This is a genomic window from Curvibacter sp. T50 (assembly GCF_057219955.1).
Genome location: NZ_JBXVVU010000001.1, coordinates 387,375 through 413,392, shown reverse-complemented (window position 1 = coordinate 413,392; position 26,018 = coordinate 387,375). Strand labels below are relative to the sequence as shown.

Sequence of the window (26,018 nt, the reverse complement as noted above, 5' to 3'; positions counted from 1 at the left end):
AAAGGTCGATTGATGCTATCTTTTTCGGATTATTTCCTACCGTGTTCCAGGCGAATGGCCTTGACATTGGTCGGGTTTGCCGCGACCCACTCACATGCCCGCGCTTCCACTTCAGCAACACAACCGGCAATGATGCATGCCAAAGAGTGGTCCGACAAGGCCAGTCCGCTTGGCTGGTGGGTCAGTGAAAAATATGACGGGGTACGAGCCTGGTGGGATGGCCGCAGTCTTCTGACCCGCCTGGGCAACCCGATTGCCGTTCCCGACTGGTTTACCGCCAACTGGCCCGAAACCCCGCTCGACGGTGAACTGTGGTGCGGCAGAGGGCGTTTCGAGCAGACCGCAGGAACGATCCGGCAACGCCGGGCGGTTGACACCGCATGGCACGGCGTCCGCTACATGGTTTTTGATCTGCCTGCCCATGGGGGCCCCTTCCACGAACGCCTGGCGGCCTGTGCCCGCCTGACCTCCGGGCTGGGACAACGCTGGGTCCAGGCCGCGCCCCACGAGCTGCTGGCGGACACAAAGACCTTGCAATCCCGCCTGAACGAACTGGTAGCGCAGGGTGGAGAAGGTCTGATGCTGCACCACGGCGATGGTCACTACCGCCCGGGACGCAGCGATGACCTGCGCAAACTCAAGACCTCGACCGATGCGGAAGCCGAGGTGATCGGCCACCTGCCGGGCCGTGGCCGCCATGCCGGGCGCATCGGCGCTCTTCAGGTTCGTACCGCCGAAGGGGTTTCCTTCCGCATCGGTACCGGTCTGACGGACGCTCAGCGCACCAACCCGCCACCCGTGGGCAGCTGGATCACTTTCCGTTACCGCGGCACGACGGAATCGGGGGTGCCACGCTTTGCCAACTATCTGCGCCCGGCTGCCCTGCTGTAGATGCAAGTCCGCGACTGACGCCTGACCCGCCCGAACCGGAGCAGACCGTCAGCGCACACAATCGGCAAAGTACCGCCTGGACCCGTCCGGCCCGCGCTCTTCGACCAGACCGTGAATATCGGACTCGAAGCCCGGGCACTGGCGGTTGAACTCGCGCGAGAATTTCAGGTAATCGACGATCTTGCGGTTGAACACTTCGCCCGGGATCAGCAGCGGAATGCCCGGCGGGTACGGCGTGACCAGACCCACCGTGACGCGCCCTTCCAGGTGGTCGATCTCCACCCGCTCGGTCTTGCGGTGCGCGATGTGGGCATAGGCGTCGGCCGGCTTCATCGCGGGCGCCAGCTCGGACAGGTACATCTCGGTGGTCAGGCGCGCGATGTCGTGGCGGGCGTACATCTCGTGCACAAACTGGCACAGGTCGCGCAGCCCCATGCGCTCGTAGCGCGGGAACTTCTGGCAGAACTCCGGCATGATGCGCCACATGGCCTGGTTCTTGTCGTAGTCGTCCTTGAACTGCTGCAGCGCCGTCAGCAGCGTGTTCCAGCGGCCTTTGGTGATGCCGATGGTGAACATGATGAAGAAGCTGTACAGGCCGGTCTTCTCCACCACCACCCCGTGCTCGGCGAGGAACTTGGTGACGATGGAGGCCGGGATGCCGGTCTTCTCGAACGTGCCGTTCAGGTTCAGCCCCGGCGTGACAATGGTGGCCTTGATCGGGTCCAGCATGTTGAAGCCGTCGGCCAGCTTGCCGAAGCCGTGCCACTGGCTGCCCTTGCGGCCGCGCCGGTCGCCGCGGATGATCCAGTCGTCGGCCCGGCCGATGCCCTCGTCCACCAGCGCGTCCGGGCCCCAGACCTTGAACCACCAGTCGCTGCCGTATTCCTCGTCCACCTTGCGCATGGCGCGGCGGAAATCCAGCGCCTCCAGGATGCTCTCCTCCACCATCGCGGTGCCGCCGGGCGGTTCCATCATCGCGGCGGCCACGTCGCAGCTGGCGATGATGCTGTACTGCGGCGAGGTCGAGGTGTGCATCAGATAGGCCTCGTTGAACAAGGCGCGGTCGAGCCGGTGGTTCTGAGAATCCTGCACCAGCACATGGCTGGCCTGGCTGATGCCCGCCAGCAGCTTGTGAATGGACTGGGTGGAATACACCATGGTGTCCTTGGGCCGCGCACGTTTCTTGCCCATCGCGTGGTAGGGCCCGTAGAACGGGTGGAAGGCCGCGTGCGGCAGCCAGGCCTCGTCGAAGTGCAGGTTGTCCACGTAGCCGTCCACCATGCCTTTGATGGTTTCGGTGTTGTAGAGCACGCCGTCGTAGGTGGACTGCGTCAGCGTCAGGATGCGCGGACGCACGGACTCCGGATCCACGCCCTTGAGCAGCGGGTTGGCGCGGATCTTGGCTTTGATGGCCGCCGGCTCGAACTCGCTCTGCGGGATCGGGCCGATGATGCCGTAGTGGTTGCGCGTGGGCTTGAGGAACACCGGGATCGCTCCGGTCATGATGATGGCGTGCAGGTTGGACTTGTGGCAGTTGCGGTCCACCACCACCACGTCACCCGGCGCCACCGTGTGGTGCCACACCATCTTGTTGGAGGTGGACGTGCCGTTGGTCACGAAGAAGCAGTGGTCGGCGTTGAAGATGCGCGCGGCATTGCGCTCGCTCTCGCCAATCGCCCCGTTGTGGTCCAGCAGCTGGCCGAGCTCTTCCACCGCGTTGCACACGTCGGCGCGCAGCATGTTCTCGCCGTAGAACTGGTGGTACATCTGCCCGATCGGGCTCTTCAGAAAGGCCACACCACCCGAGTGGCCCGGGCAATGCCACGAGTAGGAGCCGTCCTCGGCGTAGTCGAGCAGCGCCTTGAAGAACGGCGGCTGGATGCCCTCCAGGTAACTCTTGGCCTCGCGGATGATGTGGCGCGACACGAACTCCGGCGTGTCCTCGAACATGTGGATGAAGCCGTGCAGCTCGCGCAGGATGTCGTTGGGCAGGTGCCGGCTGGTCTTGGTTTCGCCGTAGATGTAGATCGGTACATCGGTGTTCTTGCGCCGCACTTCGCCGATGAACTCGCGCAGGCTCAGCACCGCCGGGTCCAGCTCGGGGCCAGGCGTGAACTCCTCATCGTCGATCGACAGGATGAACGCACTGGCGCGCGATTGCTGCTGGGCGAACTGAGACAGGTCGCCATAGCTGGTGACGCCCAGCACCTCGAAGCCCTCTTTCTCGATCGCCTCGGCCAGCGCGCGGATGCTCAGGCCCGAGGTGTTTTCGGAGCGATAGTCCTCGTCGATGATGACGATGGGGAAACGAAACTTCATGGCCAGACTCCGAAAAGCCACCAGGCACCGGCCTGGCGGCAGACAAACAGGCGCGAAGTGTAAGGAATAGCGACGTCGGTTTCATTGCGTTGACGCGCAAACCGGCCAAAATGTGGCAATTCACGGACAAAGGAGGACCCTATGGCACATGCGACGCTCTGGTGGCTGGTGGCCGGAGGCGTAGTGGCACTGGAACTGGTCACCGGCACCTTCTACCTGCTGATGCTGGCGTTGGGACTTTGCGCTGGTGCGATCGCCGCCCATGCGGGGGCCTCGCTGAGTGTTCAACTGATTGTCGCTGCCGGGGTCGGGGTGAGTGCGGTTGTTGCCTGGCACCTTTACAAGCGAAAAGCCGGGGCCGGGATATCAGCCCGGACCTTGCGCAGTGTCAATCTCGACATCGGCGAGGTCGTGCAGATTGACGCTTGGGCGCCGGACGGCACCGCTACGGTCAAATACCGTGGCGCCAGCTGGACCGCCATCCACCGGCCAGGTGTGTCCCCCAGCCCCGGGCTGCACCGTGTGGCCGAACTGGTCGGCAACCGCCTGCTGGTGGAGCCCGAATAACGCGCGCCCTGCCCCATTGCAAGTCGCGCTGCCACATTCTTCACCGAAACCCGGAGACCCCCATGGAAATAGCGATCGTCCTGTTTGTCATTGCCGTCATTTTTGTCACGCGGTCCGTGAAGGTCGTTCCCCAGCAGAACGCCTGGGTGGTCGAGCGCTTGGGCAAGTACCACACGTCACTCGCACCGGGTCTGAACTTCCTCGTGCCCTTCATCGACAAGGTCGCCTACCGGCACAGCCTCAAGGAAATCCCGCTGGACGTGCCCAGCCAGGTCTGCATCACGCGGGACAACACCCAGTTGCAGGTCGACGGCATTCTCTATTTCCAGGTGACGGACCCGATGCGCGCCAGCTATGGGTCATCCAATTACATTGTGGCCGTCACGCAACTGGCGCAGACTTCACTGCGCAGTGTGATCGGCAAGCTGGAACTGGACAAAACCTTCGAGGAGCGCGACATCATCAACGCCCAGGTGGTGCAGGCCATTGACGAAGCCGCATTGAACTGGGGGGTCAAGGTACTGCGCTACGAAATCAAGGACCTGACGCCCCCGAAGGAGATCCTGCATGCCATGCAGGCGCAAATCACCGCAGAGCGGGAAAAGCGCGCCCTGATCGCCGCATCCGAAGGTCGCCGCCAGGAGCAGATCAACATCGCCACCGGCGAGCGCGAGGCCTTCATCGCCCGCTCCGAGGGCGAAAAGCAGGCGGTCATCAACAAAGCCCAGGGCGAGGCGGAGTCCATCAAGGCCGTCGCCGATGCGACGGCCCAGGCCATCGAGCGCGTGGCTGCCGCCATTCGCCTGCCCGGCGGGGAGCAGGCGGTCCAACTCAAAGTGGCCGAAAAGGCGGTGGAAGCCTATGCCCGGGTTGCCGCCGATGCCACCACCACATTGATCGTGCCCGGCAACATGTCCGAAGTTTCCAGCCTTATCGGCTCTGCAATGAAAATGGTCCAGTCCACCCGCGTGGGCACCTGACACCGCCCGCCTCGCAGGCACGGCCCAAGTCATCGACCAGCACGTCCAGCCTGCTACAATGGCAGGCTCTGGAGCGGTGGATGAGTGGTTTAAGTCGCACGCCTGGAAAGCGTGTGTGGGTTAATAGCCCACCGCGGGTTCGAATCCCGCCTGCTCCGCCAGAATGAACAAAAAGGGCCCTGAAATCAGGGCCCTTTTTGCTGCTTGTCGTTTCGTCCGCCCGAAATCGCCTGCGACTTCGAAGGCGGGCCCCGGCGACTGTCCCGTCCGCCTACTTGCGCGCCTCCTCTGGCCGGCGTGCCTTCACATAGGCGTCGGTGGGCAGGTAGTTCTTGCCGTCCGCGTAGCGCCACTGCACCATCGTGCCCTTGCCGCCGCGCTGGTCCAGCTTGCCGACGTAGGCGCCCATGGTGGACTGCTGGTCGATGGCGCGAAACTCGGCCGGACCGAACGGGGTGCTGAATTTCAGGCCGCGCATCGCCGTCACGAGCTTTTCGTTGTCCGTGGTCTTCGCCTTCCGAATCGCTTCGAAGATCGCCTGCATGGTGGCATACCCCACCACGGAGCCCAGTTTGGGGTTCTCATTGAAGCGCTTGTAGTAGTTCGCGGCAAACGACGCATGCTCGCGCGTGTCGATCTGGTCCCAGGGGTAGCCGGTCACGATCCAGCCCTTGGGGGTTTCGTCCTTGAGTACATCCAGATACTCCGGCTCGCCCGACAACATGGACACCACCGGCACCCGCGGGAACACGCCGCGCTGGTTGCCCTCCCGAACCAGTTTGGCCAGATCGGCCGCGAACGTGACATTGAAGATCGCATCTGGCCGGTTCGCCATCACGGCCGTGAGGGCACTGCCCGCGTCGATCTTGCCCAGCGCCGGCCATTGCTCGGCGACGAATTCGACATCCGGCCGTTTGGCTTTGAGCAGTTCCTTGAAACTGGCCACCGCGCTCTGGCCATATTCGTAGTTCGGCGCAATGGTCGCCCAGCGCTTGGCCGGGAGCTTGGCCGCCTCTTCCACCAGCATGGCCGCCTGCATATAGGTGCTGGCCCGCAGCCGGAAGGTGTAACGGTTGCCCTTGTCCCAGACGATGGCGTCGGTCAATGGCTCGCTGGCAACGAACAGCCGACGGTTCTTGGCCGCGTGGTCGGCCAGTGCCAAACCCACATTGGAAAGAAAACCGCCGGCGAGGACGTCGACTTTCTCCTTGGCGGTGAGTTCTACCGCGTGGCGCAAAGCCTCTTCCGGACGACCCGCATCGTCGCGCGCAATCACTTCAATCTTGCGGCCCAGCAAACCGCCGGCGGCATTGATCTCTTCAACGGCCAATTGCCAGCCCTGGCGGTACGGCTGGGTGAACTGAGGAATGGTGGAGTAACTGTTGACCTCGCCGATCCGTATCGGAACACCCTGGGCCGATACGGCCAGGGCGGAAAAGGCCAGCGCACCAAAAACAATCGACTTCATGGCATCTCCAAAAAACAGCTGCGTACTCTACCAGCCGCCGCAACAACCTTGTCGCACAGGTGACAACGCGGGTGACAGCACAGCGGTTGACCCTCAGGCACCGGCCTCTTATTCAGCAAAGTAATATATCAACAACTAAAAAATCGTTCGCATTGGCATAAAGACGACCTACAGTCGCGGCCATGCATGACTTTGCTTTCGTTTTCGCCGGCTTTTTTGTCGGGCTTGTCGTCGGTGTCACCGGTGTCGGCGGCGGTTCACTCATGACACCCATCCTGATTTTTTTCTTCGGCGTCAAACCGTATCTGGCCGTGGGCACCGATCTGCTGTTTGCGGCCTTCACCAAGATGGGCGGCACGGTGAACCTGGCGCGCCAGCGCCTGGTTCCGTGGCGTGTGGTGGCCCACCTGTCGGCGGGCAGCATTCCGGCGGCGCTGCTGACGCTGGCGGTGCTGCATGTTGTCGGGCCCGCCGAGGCGGCGGTCCAGCGGGTGATGACCACCACGCTGGGTGTGGCGCTGCTTCTGACGGCCGCCGCCACCCTGTACAAGGCGGTCCGCGGCCGCCAACTGCCGCGCACGCTCCCGGCCGGCCAGGAGGAACTGGCAACCCGTCCACGCCACTGGAGCTTGCCGCTGCTGTTCGGTGCTGCCATCGGCGTGCTGGTCACCCTGACCTCGGTCGGCGCCGGTGCGATCGGTGTCTCGGTGTTGCTGTTGCTGTATCCGCTGTTGCCCTTGCCCCGCATTGTGGGCGCCGACATTGCCTATGCCGTGCCGCTGACCCTGGTGGCCGGTCTCGGCCATGCGTCCCTCGGTTCGGTCGATTGGCCCCTGCTGGCCAAGCTGCTGGCCGGATCGCTCCCAGGCATCTGGCTGGGTTCGCACCTGGTAACGCGCGTCCCCGAACGGGCAATCCGTTCCGTGTTGTCGCTGCTGCTGGCCTGGGCCGGCATGAAGCTGGTGCTGATCTGATTCCTCTCCTTCGTTTTCCCCATGTATTCCTACACCGACTTCGACCGACAGTTCGTGAGGCTGCGCGCAGCCCAATACCGTGATCAGCTGGAACGCTGGCAGTCCGGCCAACTCAGCACTGACGAGTTCCGCCCGCTGCGCCTGCAAAACGGCTGGTATGTGCAGCGCTATGCACCGATGCTGCGGGTGGCCGTGCCCTACGGCGAGCTCTCCAGCGCCCAGCTGCGGGTGCTGGCCACGCTGGCCCGCGACTACGACCGCCCCAGCCCCGAGCTGCTGGCCGAGGCCCAGGCCACGCAGGACCGCATCGACACCCGCGCGGGCAGTGCCCCGGCCGCGCGCCTGAAGAGCGGCTACGCCCACTTCACCACGCGCCAGAACGTCCAGTTCAACTGGATCCCGCTGGAGCGCAGCGCCGACGTGATGGACCTGCTGGCCAGTGTCCACCTGCACGGCATCCAGACCAGCGGCAACTGCATCCGCAACATCACCAGCGACGAGCGCGCCGGCATCGCGGTGGACGAAGTGGCCGATCCGCGCCCGTTCGCCGAAATCCTGCGCCAGTGGAGCACGCTGCACCCCGAGTTCGCTTTCCTGCCGCGCAAGTTCAAGATCGCCATCACCGGTGCCGCCGAAGACCGCGCCGCCACCGCCTGGCATGACGTCGGGCTGAACCTGGTGCGCAATGACGCGGGCGAACTGGGCTTTCGGGTGCTGGTGGGCGGTGGCATGGGCCGCACCCCGATCACCGGCACGGTGGTGCGCGAGTTCCTGCCATGGAACCAGATCATCAACTACCTGGAAGCCGTGGTGCGGGTCTACAACCGCTGGGGCCGGCGCGACAACCTGTACAAGGCGCGCATCAAGATCCTGGTCAAGGCCGAGGGCCCGCGCTACATCGACGAGGTCGAGGCGGAATACCAGGACATCCTGCTGCGTGACGGCGGCCAGCACACCATTCCCGACCGCGAACTGGCCCGGGTTCAGGCCAGCTTTGTGCCGCCGGCGGTGGCCAGCGCCGCCTGTGCCGACGACAAGGTGGCGCGCATCCTGCGGGCGGCGGCCGAAGACGACGTCGAATTCGGCCGCTGGCTGCAGCAGAACGTGGCCCCCCACCGCAACCCCGATCTGCGCGCCGTGACGCTGTCGTTCAAGCGCCTGGGCCAGGCGCCCGGTGACGCCACGGCGGATCAGCTGGACGCCGTGGCCGAGCTGGCCGACCGCTACAGCGCCGGCGAGGCCCGTGTCACCCACGACCAGAATCTGCTGCTGCCCTGGGTGCGCTGCGACGCGTTGTCCGACCTGTGGCGCGACGCGCGCCGCCTGGGCCTGGCCCGCCCGAACATCCGGCTGCTGACCGACATGATCGCCTGCCCCGGCGGGGACTTCTGCGCGCTGGCCAATGCCCGCTCGCTGCCGCTGGCCGCCGCGATCACCGAGCGCTACCAGGACCTGGACGAGCTGCACGATCTGGGCGAAATCGATCTGCACATCAGCGGCTGCATCAACTCTTGCGGCCACCACCACAGCGGCCACATCGGCATCCTGGGCGTGGACAAGGACGGTCGCGAGTGGTACCAGGTGACGCTGGGCGGCTCGGACGGCTCGGCGCTGTCGGGCCCCGCGGGCGCCGGCAAGGTGGTCGGCCCCTCGTTCTCGGCCGCCGAGGTGCCGGACGTGATCGAGGCGGTGCTCGACACCTACCGGGCCGAGCGGCGCGGGCGCGAGACCTTCATCGACACGCTGCGCCGCGTGGGGCTGGACCCCTTCAAGGCCGCCGCCAACGCCGCCCGGCACCCGACCGACGAAACCGAAGTGGCCGAACCGGTCTGAACCGGGCTGGAAACCGACGAAATCGATATGAAATTAATAGCTAAAGAAGACCATTCCACGCTGGGTAATGGCCAAAAAAGCCTTGAAATCGACAACACGGTCGATCCGCGCCGCCTGGACCTGCGCGGCATCGACTGCGTGGTGCTGCAATTCCCCAAATTCACCGACGGCCGCGCCTACAGCCAGGCGTTCCTGCTGCGCCGCCGGCTGGGCTTTGCCGGCGACATCCGCGCCACCGGCGACGTGCTGATCGACCAGCTGGTGCAGATGGCCCGCAGCGGCTTTTCCAGCGCGGTGCTGCGCGAGGGGGTGGACGCGGCGGCCGCGCAGCGCCAGTTCGAGCGCTTTGCCGCTTTCTACCAGGGCGACGCCGTCACCCCCGCCCCGCTGTTCGCCGTGGAGGCCGCATGAGCACAGACGCCCTGAGCGCCCTGCCGGGTACGCCCGCGCAGGCGTCCGCCATCGGCCTGTACGCCCGCGCCACGGCCGGATTTGACGACCGCGTGGCCGAAACCGTCGCGCTGCTGCGCCAGGCCGCCGCCACCGGCGCTGCCACGCAGGCCAGCAGCCTGGGCGCTGAAGACATGGTGATCACCCACCTGATCAACACCCATGCGTTGCCGATCGGCGTGTTCGTGCTGGAAACCGGCGCGCTGCACGCCGAAACACGGGCGTTGCTGCAGCGCCTGCAGGCGCAGCAGGCGGCGCACCCGCACGCGCCGCTGACCGTCTACCGTCCGGTCGGGGAGGCGGTGGTGCAGTTCGTCGCCCGCGAAGGGGCCGACGCGATGTACAAGAGCATCGCGCTGCGCAAGGCCTGCTGCGGCATCCGCAAGATGGAGCCGCTGGCGCGCGCCCTGGCCGGAAAAAGCGCCTGGATCACCGGGCTGCGCCGCGAGCAGTCGGGCGCGCGCGCCGAGGTGCCGTTCATCGACGACAGCGACGTGCCCACCAAGGGCCTGCGCAAGTTCAATCCGCTGGCCGCCTGGAGCTGGGCCGACGTCTGGCACTACATCGCGCAGCACGGGGTGGACTTCAACCCGCTGCACGACCGCTTCATGCCCAGCATCGGCTGCGCGCCCTGCACCCGCGCCATCGCCGTGGGCGAGGACTTCCGCGCCGGCCGCTGGTGGTGGGAAGACGAAGCCGCCAAGGAATGCGGCCTGCATGTGAAAGGGGCGGTTGAGCGTTCCGTGATCAGCGTTGAGCGATGAACCCCGACGCCCAACGCCCAACCCCCAACGCTGAACGCTGAACGAACCATGAACGCCCGCACCGAACCCGAACTGCTGAAAGCCACCGACATGAGCCAAGGCCACCACCTGAGCAACGCCCACCTGGACGCGCTCGAAGAGGAAACCATCTTCATCCTGCGCGAGGTGGCCGCGAGCTTCGAACGTCCCGCCCTGCTGTTCTCCGGCGGCAAGGACTCGCTGGTGATGCTCAAGTGCGCCGAAAAGGCCTTTGGCGCGGGGCGCCTGCCCTACCCGCTGCTGATGATCGACACCGGCCACAACTTCCCTGAAGTAACCGATTTCCGCGACCAGCGCGCCCAGGAACTGCAGGCCGAGCTGATCGTGCGCAGTGTCGAAGACTCCATGGCGCGCGGCACGGTGCGCCTGGCGCACCCGGGCGAAAGCCGCAACGTGCACCAGTCGGTCACGCTGCTGGAAGCCATCGAGGAGTTCCGCTTCGACGCACTGATCGGCGGCGCCCGCCGCGACGAGGAAAAGGCCCGCGCCAAGGAACGCATCTTCAGCCACCGCGACAGCTTCGGCCAGTGGCAGCCCAAGGCCCAGCGGCCCGAGCTGTGGACCCTGTTCAACACCCGCCTGGCGCCCGGCGAGCACTTCCGTGTGTTCCCGATCAGCAACTGGACCGAGCTGGACGTGTGGCAGTACATCGAGCGTGAGCAGATCGGCCTGCCCTCGATCTACTACACCCACAAACGCGAAGTGGTGGACCGCCGCGGCCTGCTGGTGCCGGTGACTGACCTCACCCCGCCGAAGGACGGCGAAACGGTGCAGATCCGCGACGTGCGCTTCCGCACCGTGGGCGACATCACCTGCACCTGCCCGGTCGAGAGCCTGGCCGCCACGCCCGGCGACATCGTCATCGAAACGCTGGCGGCCGACGTCAGCGAACGCGGCGCCACCCGCATGGACGACAAGACCAGCGACGCCTCCATGGAAAAGCGCAAAAAGGATGGGTATTTCTAGGCCCACCCCCAGGCTTGCCCACTGCGTGTGGCCTCCTCCCCCCTTGCAGGGGGCGATACCAGCGGCCCGGCAAAGCCGGTTCCGCGGTATCTCTGGGCCGAAGACCCGCCTCCCCAAAAGGTTTGAACATGACACATAGCTCAGAATTGATAGCAAACAATGACCATTCCACGCTGGGTAATGGCCAAAAAGACACCAAAATCGCCCTGAAGTTCATCACCTGCGGCTCGGTGGACGACGGCAAGAGCACCTTGATCGGCCGCCTGCTGGTGGACAGCAAGGCCGTGCTGCAGGACCACCTGGCGGGCGTGCAGCGCCAGGGAGAGACCGACCTCGCGCTGCTGACCGACGGCCTCTCCGCCGAGCGCGAACAGGGCATCACCATCGACGTGGCCTACCGTTACTTCGCCACCGAAGACCGCAAGTTCATCATCGGTGACGCGCCCGGCCACGAGCAGTACACCCGCAACATGGTCACGGCCGCATCCAGCGCCGACGCCGCCGTGGTGCTGGTGGACGCCACCAAACTCGACTGGCGCAACCCGGCGCTGGAACTGCTGGTGCAGACCCGCCGCCATTCGCTGCTGTGCAACCTGCTGCGCGTGCCGTCCATCGTGTTCACGGTCAACAAGCTCGACGCGGTGGCCGACCCGGCGCTGGCCTTCCGCCACATCGAAGCGGCACTGCGTTCGTTTGCCGCCAGCGCCGGCATCGCCGTGACCGCCGTGGTGCCGATTTCGGCGCTCGAGGGCTGGAACGTGGTCGATGTCGGACACGAACACGCCGGCTGGTGCGGTTACAACGGCCCCACGCTGCTGCAGATACTGGAAACGCTTCCGGGCACGCCATCGGAAAGCGCCGCGCCGCTGGCGTTTCCGGTGCAGTGGGTGGAGAAGTTCTCGGGTTCTGCCGACACCTCCAAAGGCCGCCGCGTGTTCTGGGGCCGTGTCGCCGTCGGGCGCGTGTCGGTCGGCGATGCCGTCCAGATCTTCCCCAGCGGCCAGCTCGCCACCGTGGCCGAGGTGCTGGACCACGCCCGGTGCCCGAAAAGCATCCCCGCCGGCCACAGCGCCGGCATCATCCTGGACCGCGAGGTGGATGTCTCCCGCGGTGACTGGATTCTGGAGGCCCCCACCGCGAACGCGGCCTCAGGGGCCGTCGACGACGACTTCGACACCCCCGCCCCTGTGTCGCCCTACCCTGGGCAGCACGAGCTGGCCACCACCATCGCGTGGATGGACGACGAGCCGCTGGTGGCCGGCCGCGTGTACTGGGCGCTGCACGGCCATCGCTGGGTCAAGGCCAAGGTGCGCCGCATCGTGCACCGGCTGGACATCCACACCCTGGCCGAAAGTGACGCCAGCCAGCTCGAACCCAACGCCATCGGCCATGTGGAGCTGCTGCTGCAGGAGGCGCTGCCCGCGGTGGCGTTCGAGCGCTCGCGGGTGCTGGGCGCGCTGATCCTGGTGGACACCGCCTCGCACAAAACCGCCGGCGCGGTGCTGGTGAACCGACCAGCGGCCAGCCACAACTGACACAAATCAATTCTCCACGGGGCCGTGCCGGCTAATCTGTGAGCGTGCGCCCCGGAAACCCATAAAATCCGGGATTCCCCGGAGGCCGCGCGCGGGCTTTCCGCGTCGCCCCTTTCTCCATCACGTTACCGAGCCAACATGACCCACGTCGTCACCGAATCCTGCATCCGCTGCAAGTACACCGATTGCGTCGATGTCTGCCCCGTGGACTGCTTCCGCGAAGGCCCCAACTTCCTCACCATCGACCCGGACGAGTGCATCGACTGCGCGGTCTGTATTCCGGAGTGCCCGGTCAACGCCATCTACGCCGAAGAAGACCTGCCCAAGGACCAGCGCCACATGACCGCGCTGAACGCCGAACTGGCCCTGTTGCCCAATTGGAAGAGCATCACCAAACGCAAGGCCGCCCTGCCCGACGCCGACGAGTGGAAAGACAAGACCGGCAAGCTCAAGGAGCTGGTCCGCTGAGTCGGCCGATGTCCGGGCCCAGCGCAACCGGCGGCGCACCACACATGGCGGCGCCGCTCGAAACCGATGCCGTGGTCATCGGTGCCGGGCCGGTCGGGCTATTCCAGGTGTTCCAGCTGGGCTTGCTGGAAATCCGCACTCACCTGGTAGACGCATTGCCCGCCCCCGGCGGCCAGCCGGCTGAGCTCTACCCCGACAAACCGATTTACGACGTGCCCGGCGTGCCGGTCTGCACCGGGCGCGAACTGACCGCCTCGCTGCTGCGCCAGATCGCGCCGTTCCAGGTGCCGATGCACCTCGGGCAGGAAGTCACCACACTGGAGCGCCAGGCCGACGGCCGGCTGCTGCTGACCACCTCACGCGGCACGGCCCTGCTCACCCGAACCGTGTTCATCGCGGCCGGTGTGGGTGCCTTTCAGCCCCGCACGCTCAAACTCGACGGCCTGGCCGCTTTTGACGGCACCCAGCTGTTTCACCACCAGCCGGAGCCCGCCGCCACGGCCGGCGAGGACGTGGTGGTCCTGGGCAGCGAAGCCAGCGCCATCGACTGGGCGCTGGCCTGCGCCCGGCCTGGCCCGGGCCGCGCCCGCCGCGTCCGCCTGGTGCACCGGCGCGACCACTTCGACGCGGATGCCGGCGCCTTGGCCGCACTGGCCGACGCCCGCGCCAGCGGCGCCGTCGAGGTGGTGATCGGCCAGCCGGTCGGCATCGAGCAGGCCGACGGGCGCCTGTGCGCGCTGCAACTGGCCACCCCCGACGGCCAGGTGGTGCCGCTGCAACTCAGCCGCCTGCTGCTGGCACTGGGCCTGTCGCCCCGGCTGGGTCCGCTGGCGCACTGGGGCCTGGCGATGGAGCGCAAACAGCTGCGGGTGAACACCGAGGCGTTTGCCACCGCCGAGCCCGGCATCTACGCCGTGGGCGACATCAACACCTACCCCGGCAAACGCAAGCTGCTGGTGTGCGGCTTCCATGAATGCACGCTGGCGGCCTACGACGCCGCCGCCCGGCTGCGACCCGATCAGCCCCTGCTGCTGCAATACACCACCACCAGCCCGCGCCTGCACCGGCTGCTGGGGGTGGCGCCGGTCGCCGGCTGACTCTTTACAATACGCACCGGCGCGGCCCCGGTCGCGCCATTCGCTAGGGGTGTTGCGGTTTTGCCGCCGCGACTGAGAAAGTCCCTTTGAACCTGATTGAGGTAATCCTCGCGCAGGGAAGCAAGCTTCAGGACGGCGCCCGCTCTCTCCAGGGCGCCTCAAGTCCCGGCAAGCCGACCTGCCATTTCGTCGAAAGCACGTCATGGCACATCAACCGCCATTTTTCAAGAAAAAAACCGCCATATCCAGCGTGGAATGGTCATTGTTTGCTCTATTTTTTGCAGCAGGCAACGTGTCCGCCCAAACGGCCGGCGCCGATGCCAGCCTCAAGCCCGTCACGGTCAGCGAACGCAGCGCGGCACCGCTGGCCGACGTCACCGGCTTCGGTGACCAGCCGCTGGAGCGCAGCCCCTTTGCCGCCACCGTCATCGATGCCGCCACCATCGCCGACACCGGCGCGCGCCGCCTGTCCGACCTGTACCGACTGGACGCCTCCGTCTCCGACGCCTACAACGCCGTCGGCTACTGGGACTACGCCAGCATGCGCGGCTTTGTCATCGACCAGACCAGCAACTGGCGCCGCGACGGCCTGCCCATCAGCGCCGAGACCAGCCTGCCGCTGGAAAACCGAGAGCGGGTCGAGTTTCTCAAAGGCACCAGCGGCATCCAGGCCGGTACCAGTGCCCCGGGTGGCCTGGTCAACCTGGTCATCAAACGGCCCACGGAGAAACCACTGCGCACGCTGCGCCTGGAAACCAACCACCGGGGCGGCCTGCTGGCCCATGCCGACCTCGGCGGCCGCTTCGGCGAGAACCGGCGTTTCGGCTACCGGCTGAACCTGGCGGCCGAAAACATCCGCAGCCACGCGTCTGGGGCAGACGGCTCACGCCACCTGCTGGCCCTGGCCATGGACTGGCGCGTCTCGCCCGACACGGTGATCGAGGGTGAATGGGAGACCTCGCGCCGCCGCCAGCCCAGCGTGCCGGGCCTGAGCCTGACCGGCAGCACGCTGCCGGCGCCCAACCCGTTCATCAACATCAACACCCAGCCCTGGTCCCAGGCCAACGTGTTCGACAACCTGAGCGGCAGCCTCGGCATTCAGCAGGCCATCAACAGCCAGTGGCGGTGGCAGGCCCAGATCGGCACCCAGCGGCTGAAGAGCCAGGACCGCCTGGCCTATCCCTACGGCTGCTTTGACGCCGGCACGGGTGCCTACTACGCCGACCGCTACTGCCCGAACGGCGACTTCGACCTCTATGATTTCCGCAGCACCAACGAGCGCCGCCGCACCCATGCCGCCCAGATCCGGGCCATCGGCCAGCTCGATACCGGCGCGGTGCGACACCACCTGTCATTCGGAGTGCTGGCCAGCCGCTTCATCGACCGCGGCGAGCCGCAGGCCGACAACAATTCGGCTGTCGGCACCGGCAACCTGTTCACCCTGCCCGTGCTGCCGCCCGATCCGACCTTCGGCGATCCCTACACCAACCGCACCGAGCGCAGCACCGAGTTCTTCGCCTATGACGCGATCCAGTGGAGCCCGGCCTTCCAGACCTGGCTGGGGCTGCGCCATACCCGGCTGCATCGCGAAAGCGTTCGCACCGACAGCAGCCGCGCCACGGCGTACACGCGCGCCATCTCCACCCCCTGGCTCGCCGCGACCTGGCAGCTGGACCCAGCCACGATGCTGTACGCGAGTGTCGGCGAAGGGGTGGAGTCCGAAGTGGCCCCGGGCCGCAGCCGCTACACCAACGCCGGTCAGCCGCTGGCCGCCTTGCGCAGCCGCCAGAAAGAGATCGGCATCAAGAGCCAGCGAGACCGCTGGAGCTGGAGCGCCACCGTCTTCGACATCACCCGCCCGCTGTGGGGTGACGCCGGCAGTTGCGACCTGGTCGGCACCTGCACCCGACAGGCCGACGGCGACGTGCGCCACCGAGGTCTGGAACTGGCGGGCGGGTGGCAGGCCGGTCCCTGGCACCTGAATGGCAGCACCACATGGCTGGACGCTGAACGCCGCCATGCCGTCATCAACCCGGGCCTGAATGGCAAACGCCCGACCAACGTCCCAGGCTGGACCCTGCGTGCGCAAGTTCGCTACCGCCTGGCTGCGGTCCCGGGCCTTAGCGTGGAAGGCGCGCTCTCGCATGAAGGCCGCCGCGCCGTGTTGCGAGACGAATCGGTCATGTTGCCGTCGTGGACACGCCTGGACACCGCATTGCGGTACGAAACCCGGCTGCTGGGACAGCGGGCCACCTGGAGCCTGTCGGTTGACAACGTGGCCAACCGCCGCGGCTTCGTGGAGTCGCCGTACCAGTACAGCCATATCTATCTGTTCCCGGCCGCACCACGGACCGTGCGACTGGGGCTGCACGCTGGGTTCTGAAACAGGACAACCGACAGACCAGGGCGCCGCGAAGTTTTTGCAGCACCCTTGAAAAAGTGCCGAAAATCGCTCTATAATCCAAGGCTTGTTCCCCGATAGCTCAGTCGGTAGAGCGCCGGACTGTTAATCCGTAGGTCCCTGGTTCGAGCCCAGGTCGGGGAGCCAAAAAAACAAAAAGGCCCTGCAAATTTTTGCAGGGCCTTTTTCTTTTTGCTCGCGATGGGGCGGCAGTCGCGAAAGGGGTCAGAAAGCCAAAGCAGCGGCCCTTGCAGGCCGCCTGCCACCGGCGCCGATGGCAACCAGCGCCCTGCCGGTCCCGCGATGGTTCAAAACCGATCAGCCGCGGGTGATCTTGAGTACCTTGGCGCCGTGGTTGGTCCGTGCCTGGCCTTCGCTGCGTGGCGTGAAGGGCTTGCCGGTGTGCCCAGCCTTGGCCGGCGCAGGACGACCATGTGCCGGCTTGCGAGTACCCCAATCGCCGCTGCGCGGGGCGAAGCCATCACTGCGCCCCCCGGCAGCATGCTCACGGCGGCGGTCTGGCTGGCCTTCAAAACCCGAATCGGAGCGAAAGCCGTCGGCGCCTACCTGACGCGGGCCGCGGGCAAAGCGCTCGCTATCCGGACGCGGGCGCTTGTCGCGTGGTGCGCTGGCACGCTGTCCCCGGCCTTCGAATCCCGACTTGCCAAAGCGGCCGGCCGGTGCAGAGGCGGGAAAGCGCTGCGTCGGCTCCAAGCCCGGAATGACTTCGGCCTTGAAGTGCTGGTGGGTGAAGGTTTCGATGTCAAAGACCCGACGCCGGTCGCGAAACTCGGCAAACGAGACTGCCAGGCCGTCGCGACCCGCCCGTCCGGTGCGCCCAATGCGATGGGTGTAATCCTCCGCCTTCATCGGCAGGCCGAAGTTGAACACATGGGTGATCGTCGGTACGTCAATCCCGCGCGCCGCAACATCGGTGGCCACCAGGATCTGTACCTGGCCATTACGAAGCGCCATCAGGCGGCGATTGCGCAGGCCCTGGCTGAGGGCGCCATGCAGGGCCACGGCAGAGAAGCCTTCTTGCTGCAGGTCGCTGGCCAGGCCATCGCACTCGATCTGGGTGCTGGCAAACACAATCGCCTGATCAATCGAGGCATCGCGCAGCCAGTGGTCCAGCATCTTGCGTTTGTGCGCTGCGTTGTCGGCCCAGAACAGCACCTGCTTGATGTTGGCGTGTTTCTCCTGCGGCGAGTCGATCTGCACTTTCTTCACCGCCGAACCGTTGTCGTGCATGACGCGCATGGCCAGTTGCTGGATGCGCGGCGCGAATGTTGCGCTGAACATCATGGTCTGCTGGCGCTGGCTGGTGAGCTGGTTGATTTCGGCCAGATCGTCCGAAAAGCCCAGGTCGAGCATGCGGTCGGCCTCGTCCACGACGAGAAATCGAACCTGGTCCAGCTTGATCTGCATCGAGCGCTGCAGGTCCAGCAATCGGCCCGGTGTGGCCACGACCAGATTGGCGTTCTGCAGCTTGGCAATCTGCAACTGGTACGGCATGCCGCCCACGATGTTGGCGATGCGCAGGCCACGGCAGTGTTTGACCAGTTCGATGGCGTCGTGCGCCACCTGCTGCGCCAGCTCGCGCGTGGGGCACAGCACCAGCGCGCCCGGTGTGGCGGCTTTGAAATGGCGCGGGTTGGTCGGGTCCTTGCGGCGCGGCCTCTTGGGCGCGGCTTCGCCACGCGCCAAGGCGTCCGCCGTCAGCCGCTCGAATTCGGCGCGCTCGCTGGCTTCCTCTTGGGCCAGCTGGCAGATCAAGGTGTGCAGCATGGGCAGCAGAAAGGCGGCGGTTTTCCCGCTGCCCGTCTGGCTGGACACCATGAGGTCGTTGTACCCATGGTGATCGCCGTCGTCGGACGGCAGGGCCAACGGAATCGTGCGCTCCTGCACAGCGGTCGGTGCGGTATAGCCCAGATCGGCAACGGCCCGAACCAGTTCGGGCGCAAGGCCCAGGCGCACAAAACCGTTCGGCGCTGCTGGCGCCATGGGCAAGGTGCCAGCGGGAAGGGAAGAAATATCGGCAGGCGCAAAGTCGCCCTGCACGGCAAGCGTGTCGGTCATGGTAGAAAACCCCAGGCACGGGCCCGCATAGTCTGCGGGGACTCCGTCAATGGTTAAAAAACATCAACCATCAAACGGAGCTCGGTGCTGCTGGCAAGGCCGATGGGCCTGCCCAGTCGAGTGACTCTTATCGGTGAGTCAACAGTGTGAGGGGCGATGTACGAAGCACAGGTTACCCGGTGCAGCCTTGCATTATCGCACAAAGCGATTTTTCCTGCGGGTTAACCCGGGCCGTCTTCTGTCGCCGGGCCCGAAACCCGCAGAAACTGCGCCCGGTAATGGACCAGTTCCTCGATCGATTCCTGCACATCGGCCAACGCGGTGTGCTTCTGATGTTTCTTGAACGCGCTGAACACGTCAGGGCGCCAGCGTCGGGCAAGCTCCTTAAGAGTGCTGACGTCAACATTTCGGTAATGAAGAAAGGCCTCCAGTTTGGGCATATAGCGCACCAGGAAGCGCCGATCCTGCCCTATGCTGTTGCCGCACAGCGGTGAGGTGCCCTTGGGCACCAGAGGCTTCAGAAACTCCAGAATCCGGGCCTCCGCTTCGGCCTCGGTCACGGTAGAGGCTCGAACCTTGTCGATCAGTCCGCTGCGGCCGTGGGTGCCCTTGTTCCATGCGTCCATCGCGTTGAGAATGGACTCGGGCTGGTGTATCACCAGCACCGGGCCTTCCACCCGCGGCTCCAGGTCAGGACCTGTCACAACGACAGCGATTTCGATGAGACGTTCTTTTTCGGGGTCCAGACCGGTCATTTCACAGTCAATCCAGACCAGATTGAGGTCGGATTTGGCCAAGACCGGGGCAACGGAAGTACTTGTTTCGTTCATGCCGGGAATTGTCGTTTATCCAGGGCTGGTCTCCAGCTTTGAGCCTACACTCGCCACCCATGTCCGAATCCCTGTCTCCTTCCCTGCTGACCACTCTGGTTTTTGTGTTCTTTTTGCTGGCGGGTCTGTTTGCACAACTGTGGCTCAACACACGCCAGGTTCGGCATGTCGCGCACCACCGCGCCGCGGTTCCGGCACCCTTTGCCGGGCGCGTGACGCTGCAAGCCCATCAGAAGGCCGCCGACTACACCCTGGCGAAACTTCGATTCGGTCTGGTGGAAACCCTCTTGGGTACTGCGGTATTGGTTGCCTGGACACTGCTGGGTGGTCTTGACCTGCTCAATCAATTGCTACAGATGCTGCTGAGCGGCTGGTCGGGCCTGTCCCGCCAGATCGCCCTGGTGGCCGCTTTCGCCCTGATTTCCGCTCTGATCGGGTTGCCGGCCAGCCTGTATCAGACCTTTGTTCTGGAACAGCGGTACGGATTCAACCGGACTCCGTTCGCCCTGTGGGTCAGCGACCAGCTCAAGGGAGCGTTGCTCGGCGCCGGTTTGGGCCTGCCCCTTCTCGCCCTGGTACTCTGGTTGATGAACGCAGCCGGCAGCGCCTGGTGGCTATGGACCTGGCTGGTCTGGATGACGTTCAACCTGGTGTTGCTGGTGGTCTACCCGACCTTCATCGCGCCACTGTTCAACCGCTTCCAGCCCCTCGACGATGAGAGTCTGCGGGCCCGCGTGACCGCGCTGATGGCCCGCTGTGGCTTCAAGGCCAGTGGCTTCTACGTCATGGATGGAAGCCGCCGTAGCGCCCATGCCAACGCCTATTTCACCGGTTTCGGCGCGGCCCGCCGGGTAGTCTTCTTTGACACCTTGTTGCAACAGCTGTCACCCGCCGAGGTTGATGCCGTGCTGGCGCACGAGTTGGGCCACTTTCGCAGGCGCCATATCCCGCAGCGCATCGCCGCCGCGTTTGTCAGCAGTTTGCTGGGTCTGGCCTTGCTGGGGTGGCTTTCGACCCAAGTGTGGTTTTACACGGGGCTGGGTGTCACGCCCAATCTGAACGGAACGCCCAATGACGCGCTCGCTTTGCTTCTGTTCCTCATGGCAGCGCCGGTTTTCACGTTCTTTGTCAGTCCGATTTTTTCTGCGCTTTCGCGCCGCCATGAATTCGAGGCCGACGCTTTCGCCGTCACCCACACCAGCGGAGCCGACTTGGGCAGCGCTTTGCTCAAGCTCTACCAGGACAACGCCTCAACCTTGACACCGGATCCGTGGTACGTGCGCTTTTACTATTCGCATCCGCCCGCCGCGGAGCGACTGGCCCGCCTACGCGCCTGAAGGGACGGTTGTGACGCGAAAAGAGCCAATACCCAGCGTGAAAAGGTCACTTGACGCTATAGAAATAGAATCGCTATTGCCGACTGCGCCCTTGTGGCAGCTCGACCGTTCAATGGAATTTCCGGCATTGCAGCGGGCGGTGGTTTTTGCCGCCGAAGCCCAGGCGGAAGCGTTCCTGCGCGCCCTGGAGACGCTGGCAAACCGTCTCGATCATCATCCGCAAGCACGTATCGACGGAGCCATCTGCACCGTGCGCTGGTGGACCCATGAGCCGCCGGGACTTTCGCAGCTGGACTTCGAATGCGCTCGCCAGACCGACCGGCTTCTGAACGCTGAACCGTCATGAGCCGTGGCGACCGTCAGGCGATGTTCGTGTCAGACCCACGGGAGACCGGCCTGGTGGTAGCCGCGTATGGTCGCCATTGCCTGGTCGAAACGCCGAGCGGACACCGCGTTGTCTGCCACCCACGGGGGAAAAAGAACCTGGTCGTTGTCGGCGACCGCGTGCTTTGGCAAGCCACACACGATGAAGGGACGATCGAGTCCATTGAGCCCAGGCGCAACCTTTTCTACCGGCAAGACGAAGTGCGAACCAAGTCATTCGCAGCAAATCTCGATCAGGTCATCATTTTGCTGGCCGCACGGCCTGTGTTCTCCGAGATGCAACTGGCCCGGGCACTGGTTGCAGCCGAAGCCCAAAACATCCAGCCGATCATTGTCCTGAACAAGCGGGACCTGGCGGAGCCGTTCGAGCTGGCCTGGAACCGCCTTGCGCCCTACCGCGAGATCGGGTACGCAGTGATCCCCATGTCCGTGCTGTCCACAGACGACGCCGGAATGGCGGAGCTGGCACCCCGCATTGATAGAAAGGTCACTCTTGTGCTGGGCCCTTCCGGTGTCGGCAAGAGCACATTGATCAACCGCCTTGTGCCCGCTGCGGGGGCACTGACCGCCGAAATTTCGCACGCGCTCAACTCGGGCAAGCACACCACCACCAGCACGACCTGGTACTGGATCGATTCCGGGCGGAGCACGGCACTCATCGACTCCCCCGGCTTTCAGGAATTCGGGCTGCAGCATATCGATCCGACGGCGCTCGCGGGTCTGATGCCGGATGTCCATGCGCTGGCATCCCAATGCCGCTACTACAACTGCACGCACCTTCATGAACCCGGTTGTGGCGTGCGGGCGGCACTGGATGACCCCGGCCCCGAGGGTAGCAATCGTCATCTTGATGCACGCCGCTACCGGATCTACGCCGAACTGTTTGCTGAGCTGGCCCGCCCACGTTATTGACAGCGGAGGTCTGATCGCTTTATCCGAGCAGACTTCCCAATGTCAGGATGCCCAGTAGAACCATCCACATCACGACAGTTCGCCAGACCAACCCCACCACCTGAGCCAGGTGCTCCGTTACCGGCTCACGAAGCGCCCGATCCGGGACCGTCGCCGCCAGGCGGGACATGTCGAAAGGCCCCGTCTCGGTCAATGGCGCCAGCGGCTGGCCAGCCAGAGCGATGCCCAGCGCCCCCGACGTTGCTGCAATGATCAGGCCGTCGGTGTCCTGTGGCTCTGCAGCGCTATGCGCACGCCAGGCGTCAATGGCGTCTTCGAAACTGCCCACCACGGCAAACCCCAGGGCGGTAAATCGGGCCGGAAGCCAGTCAAGAACATGCCAAAACTGTGCTGCCGCCGTGCGCAGACCGTCACTGACAGCCTGGCCGGCCTGCCGCGCCCGATGCTTCCAATAGCGTGGAGCAAATTCGGCCACACGATATAAAACGGCACCCGCCGGCCCGAACCCCAGCAATGCCAGACAGGCATAGCAGGCAAGCACACCGAACACGTGTCGATGGGCGGCGAGCACGGAATACCGAATGACATGGCGAACGATTTCGTTGCGGGGCAACTGCGACACATCCACTCGTTGCCACCGAGCGAGCAACTGGCGGGCCAATCCTTCATCCCCGGAAAGCAAGGCGTCCCGAAGGCCAGTGAAATGGTGACTGAAGTGACGAAACCCCAGCGTGTAGTACAGCAACACGGTGGTCCACAGCATGGCAGCGGGCCACCCGATCGCAGCAAGCAGCAGCCAATGCACGCCCGCTGCCACCGCGGTGGGACCTCCGACGGCGAGCGCCATGACAAACCAACCGTGGGAACGACTGCCTGTATCGAAATTGCGCGTCGCGACGGCCACCCAGCGACGAACGACCCCATGGATCAGATTGCCCCGTCCAACGGGACGAATCTGCTCGATCAGCAACGCAAACAGAATTGCGAAAAAACTCATTGGGGAATGATAGCGACCCTGGATTCGAAGCTTCGGCCGGCGCCCGTCATGCCACAAGAAAGCGGTACAGGTTTCGCAGCATCCCGGCGGTCGCACCCCAGACGAACCGCTCCACCCTCTCGCCACCGGGAAGACGTTGCTCATAGGGAATCGATAGCCATTCGCGCCGATCACCCTGCCATTCGACCACGTGATGGCGATGGTTCGATGGATTCATCAGAAAATCCAAGGGGATCTCAAACACCGAAGATACTTCATGCGGATTCGGCCTGAGCGCAAATCCCTCCCGCACCAGTGCGACCACCGGGGTGACAAGGTAAGCGGAGCCGGTTTGGTAGACCGGCAAGGTACCCAGAACGTCGACAAATTCGGCAGCAAGACCAACCTCCTCCCAAGCCTCGCGCAAAGCCGCATCGGCCATGCTGGCGTCGGTTTCATCGACCTTGCCGCCCGGAAAGGCTATTTGCCCGGAATGGCTGGACAGATGGGTGGTTCTTTCAGTCAACAGCACATTCGGCAGCCCTTTGCCATCTCTGGCCAGGACGATTGGGATGAGGACCGCGGCTTCCGCGGGCGCCCGGTCGGAGAAGGGCCGCTCACGCACGAACTCCGGACTCCATGGAGGCGGTCCTGCAAATCGTTGCCGAAGCGCATCTTCCGTCAAAGCCCAGGCCGGAACGGTCGGCAAATGGCGGTCGACCCCGACAACCGGGACCGCCTTGGGGTCAAACGATGGCAAATGACGGACTGCTCTGTGTTCCATGGAGGTTCTGCGGTAGGCCGCATCAGGCAAAGAAAAAAGCCGCCAGGCGCATTGCGACTGGCGGCTTCAACCCGATGCTGGGCAAGGAATCAGGCCTGTGCGGGCTTGCTTCGCTGGGGGAGCTTTTCCTTGATACGGGCCGACTTGCCACTACGATCGCGCAGGTAGTAGAGCTTGGCGCGGCGGACATCGCCGCGCCGCTTGACTTCAATGCTGGCAATCAGGGGGCTGTACGTCTGAAACGTACGTTCCACACCTTCGCCGTTGGAGATTTTCCGAACGGTAAAGCCGCTGTTGAGGCCGCGATTGCGCTTGGCAATCACCACGCCTTCGTAGGCCTGCACCCGCTTGCGGTTGCCTTCAACGACATTGACGCTCACGATGACGGTGTCACCGGGCGAGAATTCAGGAATGCTCTTGCCAAGGCGGGCAATCTCTTCCTGTTCAAGGGTCTGGATCAGATTCATGGGGTCCTCAATCGATCATGCACGCGCTACGCTAGGGGCGGCGAAGCAGCCATTCATGGCTGTTCCTGGAATTGCCGCGGCCGGCAGAGGATCGCAAAGCCTTGCATTATAACAAGCCCCGAAAGGGCTGGATGGCTACCCAAGGCCTTGGAGATAGCGCTCATCCCCTGCGCTGAGCCGCCCCGCCGCTCGCGCGGCCTCAATCAGTTCAGGTCTTCGCGAATGCGTCAGCAACAGTCGTTGCTGTCGGCGCCATACCGCGATCTGCTCGTGGTGACCCGACAGCAAAACCGCCGGCACACATGCCTCGCGCCAACGCTCTGGCCGTGTGAAATGGGGGCAATCGAGCAAGCCGTCGACCGCAGGGTTGAAACTGTCTTGCGCGTGACTGTTCTCGTCACCGAGCACGCCCGGCTGCAAACGTGCGACCGCATCAATGAGCGCCATCGCAGCCAACTCTCCTCCCGAAAGAACGAAGTCGCCCAGGCTGACCTGCACGTCGACAAAGCGATCAATGAACCGTTGGTCTATTCCCTCGTACCGTCCGCACAGCAAAATGGCCCCTCGGCTGTGCGCCCAACGCGCCACCTCGGCATGACGGAGCACGTCACCGGCCGGAGAAAAAAGCACCACCGGAGCAGAATCTGTCCGATCGGCACGGACGCGCTCCAGGCACAAGTACAGCGGCTCAGCCAACATGACCATTCCCGGCCCGCCGCCAAACGGGCGGTCATCAATGCGCCGATAAGGTCCTTCAGCGAAGTCCCTCGGATTCCACAGCCGCACGTCGACCGAACGGGACTCGTACGCCCGGCGGGTTACGCCGCAGCGTAGAAATGGTTCCCACATTTCTGGAAACAAGGTCAGGACGTCAAAACGCATCGAGGACTCTGCGGAAGTGGGTCGGGAAGGCGCTCTGACCAGGCACGTTCAGAAATCGGGTTGCCAATCCACGACGATCCGACGCCCCGTCAGATCCACCGAATCGACATAGGCCGAAACAAAGGGAATCAAGCGCTCCATCATTTGACCGTTTTCCGCCGCATGGAGGACCAGCACGGTTTGGGGGCCCGTGGCGAGCAAATCCTTGACTTCGCCCAGGCAAACGCCTTCGCGGTTGACGACCGCAAGTCCTATCAGGTCAATCCAATAGAACTCATCCGGACCTGGCTTGGGAAACGCAGAACGGGAGATGAAGATTCGGCATCCTCGCAAAGCCTCGGCGGCTCCTCGTTCGGCAATTGCCTCTGAACTGGCCACCAGATTGCCACCGTGCTCACGCACCTGCGCAATCACCATTTCGCGGGCACCTGCAAACGCCGGAGACCCACGCTCTGAAGCCCGCAAGAACCAGCGGCGGGACGAAAAAAGCGCCTCTGCAGAGGCGCTGTGGGCTTGAACCTTGAACCAGCCTTTGACGCCCCAAGCGTCCAGAATTCGCCCCACCTCCACCGCATCCGCCGGCATTTCGGCGGGGCGGTGAAAATCGACCGGCTC

24 protein-coding genes, 2 tRNA genes and 1 riboswitch are annotated in these 26,018 nt (G+C 64.6%); of the genes, 17 read left to right on the top strand and 9 right to left on the bottom strand.

What is annotated here, in order from left to right:
* Positions 1-12: 12 nt before the first annotated feature.
* Positions 13-891, top strand: coding sequence for a DNA ligase (locus tag AC2EBU_RS01925; protein WP_484608698.1), 879 nt, complete (start codon positions 13-15; stop codon positions 889-891).
* Positions 892-939: 48 nt separating this feature from the next.
* On the opposite strand, the gene AC2EBU_RS01920 is transcribed toward AC2EBU_RS01925, so the two are convergent.
* Positions 940-3,210 carry an Orn/Lys/Arg family decarboxylase gene (locus AC2EBU_RS01920; RefSeq protein WP_484608697.1) on the bottom strand — a complete coding sequence of 757 codons (2,271 nt, stop codon included), beginning with the start codon at positions 3,208-3,210 and terminating at the stop codon, positions 940-942.
* Between the two features lie 141 nt (positions 3,211-3,351).
* Between AC2EBU_RS01920 and AC2EBU_RS01915 the strand changes: the two genes are divergently transcribed.
* The 3 genes from AC2EBU_RS01915 (at position 3,352) to AC2EBU_RS01905 (ending at position 4,918) form a co-directional block, all read left to right on the top strand.
* Positions 3,352-3,777, top strand: coding sequence for an NfeD family protein (locus tag AC2EBU_RS01915; protein ID WP_484608696.1), 426 nt, complete (start codon positions 3,352-3,354; stop codon positions 3,775-3,777).
* A gap of 62 nt (positions 3,778-3,839) precedes the next feature.
* Positions 3,840-4,757 carry an SPFH domain-containing protein gene (locus AC2EBU_RS01910; RefSeq protein WP_484608695.1) on the top strand — a complete coding sequence of 306 codons (918 nt, stop codon included), beginning with the start codon at positions 3,840-3,842 and terminating at the stop codon, positions 4,755-4,757.
* 70 nt (positions 4,758-4,827) lie between these two features.
* Positions 4,828-4,918 (top strand) — tRNA-Ser (locus AC2EBU_RS01905).
* A gap of 110 nt (positions 4,919-5,028) precedes the next feature.
* Here AC2EBU_RS01905 and AC2EBU_RS01900 read toward each other — a convergent pair.
* Positions 5,029-6,225 carry an ABC transporter substrate-binding protein gene (locus tag AC2EBU_RS01900; RefSeq protein ID WP_484608694.1) on the bottom strand — a complete coding sequence of 399 codons (1,197 nt, stop codon included), beginning with the start codon at positions 6,223-6,225 and terminating at the stop codon, positions 5,029-5,031.
* A 182-nt stretch (positions 6,226-6,407) separates the two neighbouring features.
* On the opposite strand from AC2EBU_RS01900, the gene AC2EBU_RS01895 reads away from it, so the two are divergent.
* From AC2EBU_RS01895 to AC2EBU_RS01850, 10 genes are all read left to right on the top strand, one after another.
* Positions 6,408-7,199 (top strand): sulfite exporter TauE/SafE family protein, encoded by a 792-nt coding sequence (locus AC2EBU_RS01895; protein ID WP_484608693.1) that lies wholly within the window; start codon positions 6,408-6,410, stop codon positions 7,197-7,199.
* 21 nt (positions 7,200-7,220) lie between these two features.
* Positions 7,221-9,032, top strand: coding sequence for a nitrite/sulfite reductase (locus AC2EBU_RS01890; protein WP_484608692.1), 1,812 nt, complete (start codon positions 7,221-7,223; stop codon positions 9,030-9,032).
* 27 nt (positions 9,033-9,059) lie between these two features.
* Positions 9,060-9,443 (top strand): DUF934 domain-containing protein, encoded by a 384-nt coding sequence (locus AC2EBU_RS01885; RefSeq protein ID WP_484608691.1) that lies wholly within the window; start codon positions 9,060-9,062, stop codon positions 9,441-9,443.
* On the top strand, positions 9,440-10,246 hold the full coding sequence (locus AC2EBU_RS01880; RefSeq protein ID WP_484608690.1) for a phosphoadenylyl-sulfate reductase: 807 nt from the start codon (positions 9,440-9,442) through the stop codon (positions 10,244-10,246). Before AC2EBU_RS01885 ends, AC2EBU_RS01880 begins: the two co-directional genes overlap by 4 nt.
* A 48-nt stretch (positions 10,247-10,294) precedes the next feature.
* On the top strand, positions 10,295-11,251 hold the full coding sequence (gene cysD / locus AC2EBU_RS01875; RefSeq protein WP_484608689.1) for a sulfate adenylyltransferase subunit CysD: 957 nt from the start codon (positions 10,295-10,297) through the stop codon (positions 11,249-11,251).
* A gap of 128 nt (positions 11,252-11,379) precedes the next feature.
* A complete protein-coding gene (locus AC2EBU_RS01870) occupies positions 11,380-12,786 on the top strand; it encodes a sulfate adenylyltransferase subunit 1 (protein WP_484608688.1) in 1,407 nt (468 codons plus the stop codon).
* A 138-nt stretch (positions 12,787-12,924) separates the two neighbouring features.
* Positions 12,925-13,254, top strand: coding sequence for a ferredoxin FdxA (gene fdxA, locus AC2EBU_RS01865; RefSeq protein WP_484608687.1), 330 nt, complete (start codon positions 12,925-12,927; stop codon positions 13,252-13,254).
* A gap of 8 nt (positions 13,255-13,262) precedes the next feature.
* Positions 13,263-14,351, top strand: coding sequence for an NAD(P)/FAD-dependent oxidoreductase (locus AC2EBU_RS01860; RefSeq protein ID WP_484608686.1), 1,089 nt, complete (start codon positions 13,263-13,265; stop codon positions 14,349-14,351).
* A gap of 35 nt (positions 14,352-14,386) precedes the next feature.
* A riboswitch (TPP riboswitch) is annotated at positions 14,387-14,487 on the top strand.
* Positions 14,488-14,643: 156 nt separating this feature from the next.
* Positions 14,644-16,734 carry a TonB-dependent siderophore receptor gene (locus tag AC2EBU_RS01855; protein WP_484608685.1) on the top strand — a complete coding sequence of 697 codons (2,091 nt, stop codon included), beginning with the start codon at positions 14,644-14,646 and terminating at the stop codon, positions 16,732-16,734.
* A gap of 89 nt (positions 16,735-16,823) precedes the next feature.
* Positions 16,824-16,899, top strand: a tRNA-Asn gene (locus tag AC2EBU_RS01850).
* Between the two features lie 171 nt (positions 16,900-17,070).
* On the opposite strand, the gene AC2EBU_RS01845 is transcribed toward AC2EBU_RS01850, so the two are convergent.
* Together AC2EBU_RS01845 and orn are read right to left on the bottom strand one after the other, a co-directional pair.
* Positions 17,071-18,831, bottom strand: a complete 1,761-nt coding sequence (locus AC2EBU_RS01845; protein WP_484608684.1) for a DEAD/DEAH box helicase — start codon at positions 18,829-18,831, stop codon at positions 17,071-17,073.
* 221 nt (positions 18,832-19,052) lie between these two features.
* Positions 19,053-19,661 carry an oligoribonuclease gene (gene orn / locus AC2EBU_RS01840; RefSeq protein ID WP_484608683.1) on the bottom strand — a complete coding sequence of 203 codons (609 nt, stop codon included), beginning with the start codon at positions 19,659-19,661 and terminating at the stop codon, positions 19,053-19,055.
* A gap of 59 nt (positions 19,662-19,720) precedes the next feature.
* Here orn and AC2EBU_RS01835 point away from each other — a divergent pair, with 59 nt between their 5' ends.
* The 3 genes from AC2EBU_RS01835 to rsgA are packed head-to-tail and all read left to right on the top strand — an operon-like array spanning position 19,721 to position 22,294.
* On the top strand, positions 19,721-20,998 hold the full coding sequence (locus tag AC2EBU_RS01835) for a M48 family metallopeptidase (protein ID WP_484608682.1): 1,278 nt from the start codon (positions 19,721-19,723) through the stop codon (positions 20,996-20,998).
* 10 nt (positions 20,999-21,008) lie between these two features.
* Positions 21,009-21,344 (top strand): 4a-hydroxytetrahydrobiopterin dehydratase, encoded by a 336-nt coding sequence (locus tag AC2EBU_RS01830; protein ID WP_484608681.1) that lies wholly within the window; start codon positions 21,009-21,011, stop codon positions 21,342-21,344.
* On the top strand, positions 21,341-22,294 hold the full coding sequence (gene rsgA / locus AC2EBU_RS01825) for a ribosome small subunit-dependent GTPase A (RefSeq protein WP_484608680.1): 954 nt from the start codon (positions 21,341-21,343) through the stop codon (positions 22,292-22,294). The genes AC2EBU_RS01830 and rsgA overlap by 4 nt, the downstream gene beginning before the upstream one ends.
* A 19-nt stretch (positions 22,295-22,313) precedes the next feature.
* Here the strand turns inward: rsgA and AC2EBU_RS01820 are convergent, their stop codons facing one another.
* The 5 genes from AC2EBU_RS01820 to rimM form a co-directional block, all read right to left on the bottom strand.
* A complete protein-coding gene (locus AC2EBU_RS01820) occupies positions 22,314-23,291 on the bottom strand; it encodes a cobalamin biosynthesis protein (RefSeq protein ID WP_484608679.1) in 978 nt (325 codons plus the stop codon).
* A 46-nt stretch (positions 23,292-23,337) separates the two neighbouring features.
* Complete coding sequence (locus AC2EBU_RS01815) at positions 23,338-24,054, bottom strand: CoA pyrophosphatase (protein WP_484608678.1); 717 nt, start codon at positions 24,052-24,054, stop codon at positions 23,338-23,340.
* 89 nt (positions 24,055-24,143) lie between these two features.
* Positions 24,144-24,521 (bottom strand): 50S ribosomal protein L19, encoded by a 378-nt coding sequence (gene rplS / locus AC2EBU_RS01810; protein ID WP_484608677.1) that lies wholly within the window; start codon positions 24,519-24,521, stop codon positions 24,144-24,146.
* A 135-nt stretch (positions 24,522-24,656) separates the two neighbouring features.
* Positions 24,657-25,403 carry a tRNA (guanosine(37)-N1)-methyltransferase TrmD gene (gene trmD / locus AC2EBU_RS01805; protein ID WP_484608676.1) on the bottom strand — a complete coding sequence of 249 codons (747 nt, stop codon included), beginning with the start codon at positions 25,401-25,403 and terminating at the stop codon, positions 24,657-24,659.
* A gap of 48 nt (positions 25,404-25,451) precedes the next feature.
* Positions 25,452-25,988 (bottom strand): ribosome maturation factor RimM, encoded by a 537-nt coding sequence (gene rimM / locus AC2EBU_RS01800; RefSeq protein ID WP_484608675.1) that lies wholly within the window; start codon positions 25,986-25,988, stop codon positions 25,452-25,454.
* Positions 25,989-26,018 lie beyond the last annotated feature (30 nt).

Coding starts and splice junctions, on each gene's coding strand:
- AC2EBU_RS01925 (WP_484608698.1), top strand. CDS start 13: ATGCTATCTTTTTCGGATTATTTCCTACCGTGTTCCAGGCGAATGGCC.
- AC2EBU_RS01920 (WP_484608697.1), bottom strand. CDS start 3,210: ATGAAGTTTCGTTTCCCCATCGTCATCATCGACGAGGACTATCGCTCC.
- AC2EBU_RS01915 (WP_484608696.1), top strand. CDS start 3,352: ATGGCACATGCGACGCTCTGGTGGCTGGTGGCCGGAGGCGTAGTGGCA.
- AC2EBU_RS01910 (WP_484608695.1), top strand. CDS start 3,840: ATGGAAATAGCGATCGTCCTGTTTGTCATTGCCGTCATTTTTGTCACG.
- AC2EBU_RS01900 (WP_484608694.1), bottom strand. CDS start 6,225: ATGAAGTCGATTGTTTTTGGTGCGCTGGCCTTTTCCGCCCTGGCCGTA.
- AC2EBU_RS01895 (WP_484608693.1), top strand. CDS start 6,408: ATGCATGACTTTGCTTTCGTTTTCGCCGGCTTTTTTGTCGGGCTTGTC.
- AC2EBU_RS01890 (WP_484608692.1), top strand. CDS start 7,221: ATGTATTCCTACACCGACTTCGACCGACAGTTCGTGAGGCTGCGCGCA.
- AC2EBU_RS01885 (WP_484608691.1), top strand. CDS start 9,060: ATGAAATTAATAGCTAAAGAAGACCATTCCACGCTGGGTAATGGCCAA.
- AC2EBU_RS01880 (WP_484608690.1), top strand. CDS start 9,440: ATGAGCACAGACGCCCTGAGCGCCCTGCCGGGTACGCCCGCGCAGGCG.
- cysD (WP_484608689.1), top strand. CDS start 10,295: ATGAACGCCCGCACCGAACCCGAACTGCTGAAAGCCACCGACATGAGC.
- AC2EBU_RS01870 (WP_484608688.1), top strand. CDS start 11,380: ATGACACATAGCTCAGAATTGATAGCAAACAATGACCATTCCACGCTG.
- fdxA (WP_484608687.1), top strand. CDS start 12,925: ATGACCCACGTCGTCACCGAATCCTGCATCCGCTGCAAGTACACCGAT.
- AC2EBU_RS01860 (WP_484608686.1), top strand. CDS start 13,263: ATGTCCGGGCCCAGCGCAACCGGCGGCGCACCACACATGGCGGCGCCG.
- AC2EBU_RS01845 (WP_484608684.1), bottom strand. CDS start 18,831: ATGACCGACACGCTTGCCGTGCAGGGCGACTTTGCGCCTGCCGATATT.
- orn (WP_484608683.1), bottom strand. CDS start 19,661: ATGAACGAAACAAGTACTTCCGTTGCCCCGGTCTTGGCCAAATCCGAC.
- AC2EBU_RS01835 (WP_484608682.1), top strand. CDS start 19,721: ATGTCCGAATCCCTGTCTCCTTCCCTGCTGACCACTCTGGTTTTTGTG.
- rsgA (WP_484608680.1), top strand. CDS start 21,341: ATGAGCCGTGGCGACCGTCAGGCGATGTTCGTGTCAGACCCACGGGAG.
- AC2EBU_RS01820 (WP_484608679.1), bottom strand. CDS start 23,291: ATGAGTTTTTTCGCAATTCTGTTTGCGTTGCTGATCGAGCAGATTCGT.
- AC2EBU_RS01815 (WP_484608678.1), bottom strand. CDS start 24,054: ATGGAACACAGAGCAGTCCGTCATTTGCCATCGTTTGACCCCAAGGCG.
- rplS (WP_484608677.1), bottom strand. CDS start 24,521: ATGAATCTGATCCAGACCCTTGAACAGGAAGAGATTGCCCGCCTTGGC.
- trmD (WP_484608676.1), bottom strand. CDS start 25,403: ATGCGTTTTGACGTCCTGACCTTGTTTCCAGAAATGTGGGAACCATTT.
- rimM (WP_484608675.1), bottom strand. CDS start 25,988: ATGCCGGCGGATGCGGTGGAGGTGGGGCGAATTCTGGACGCTTGGGGC.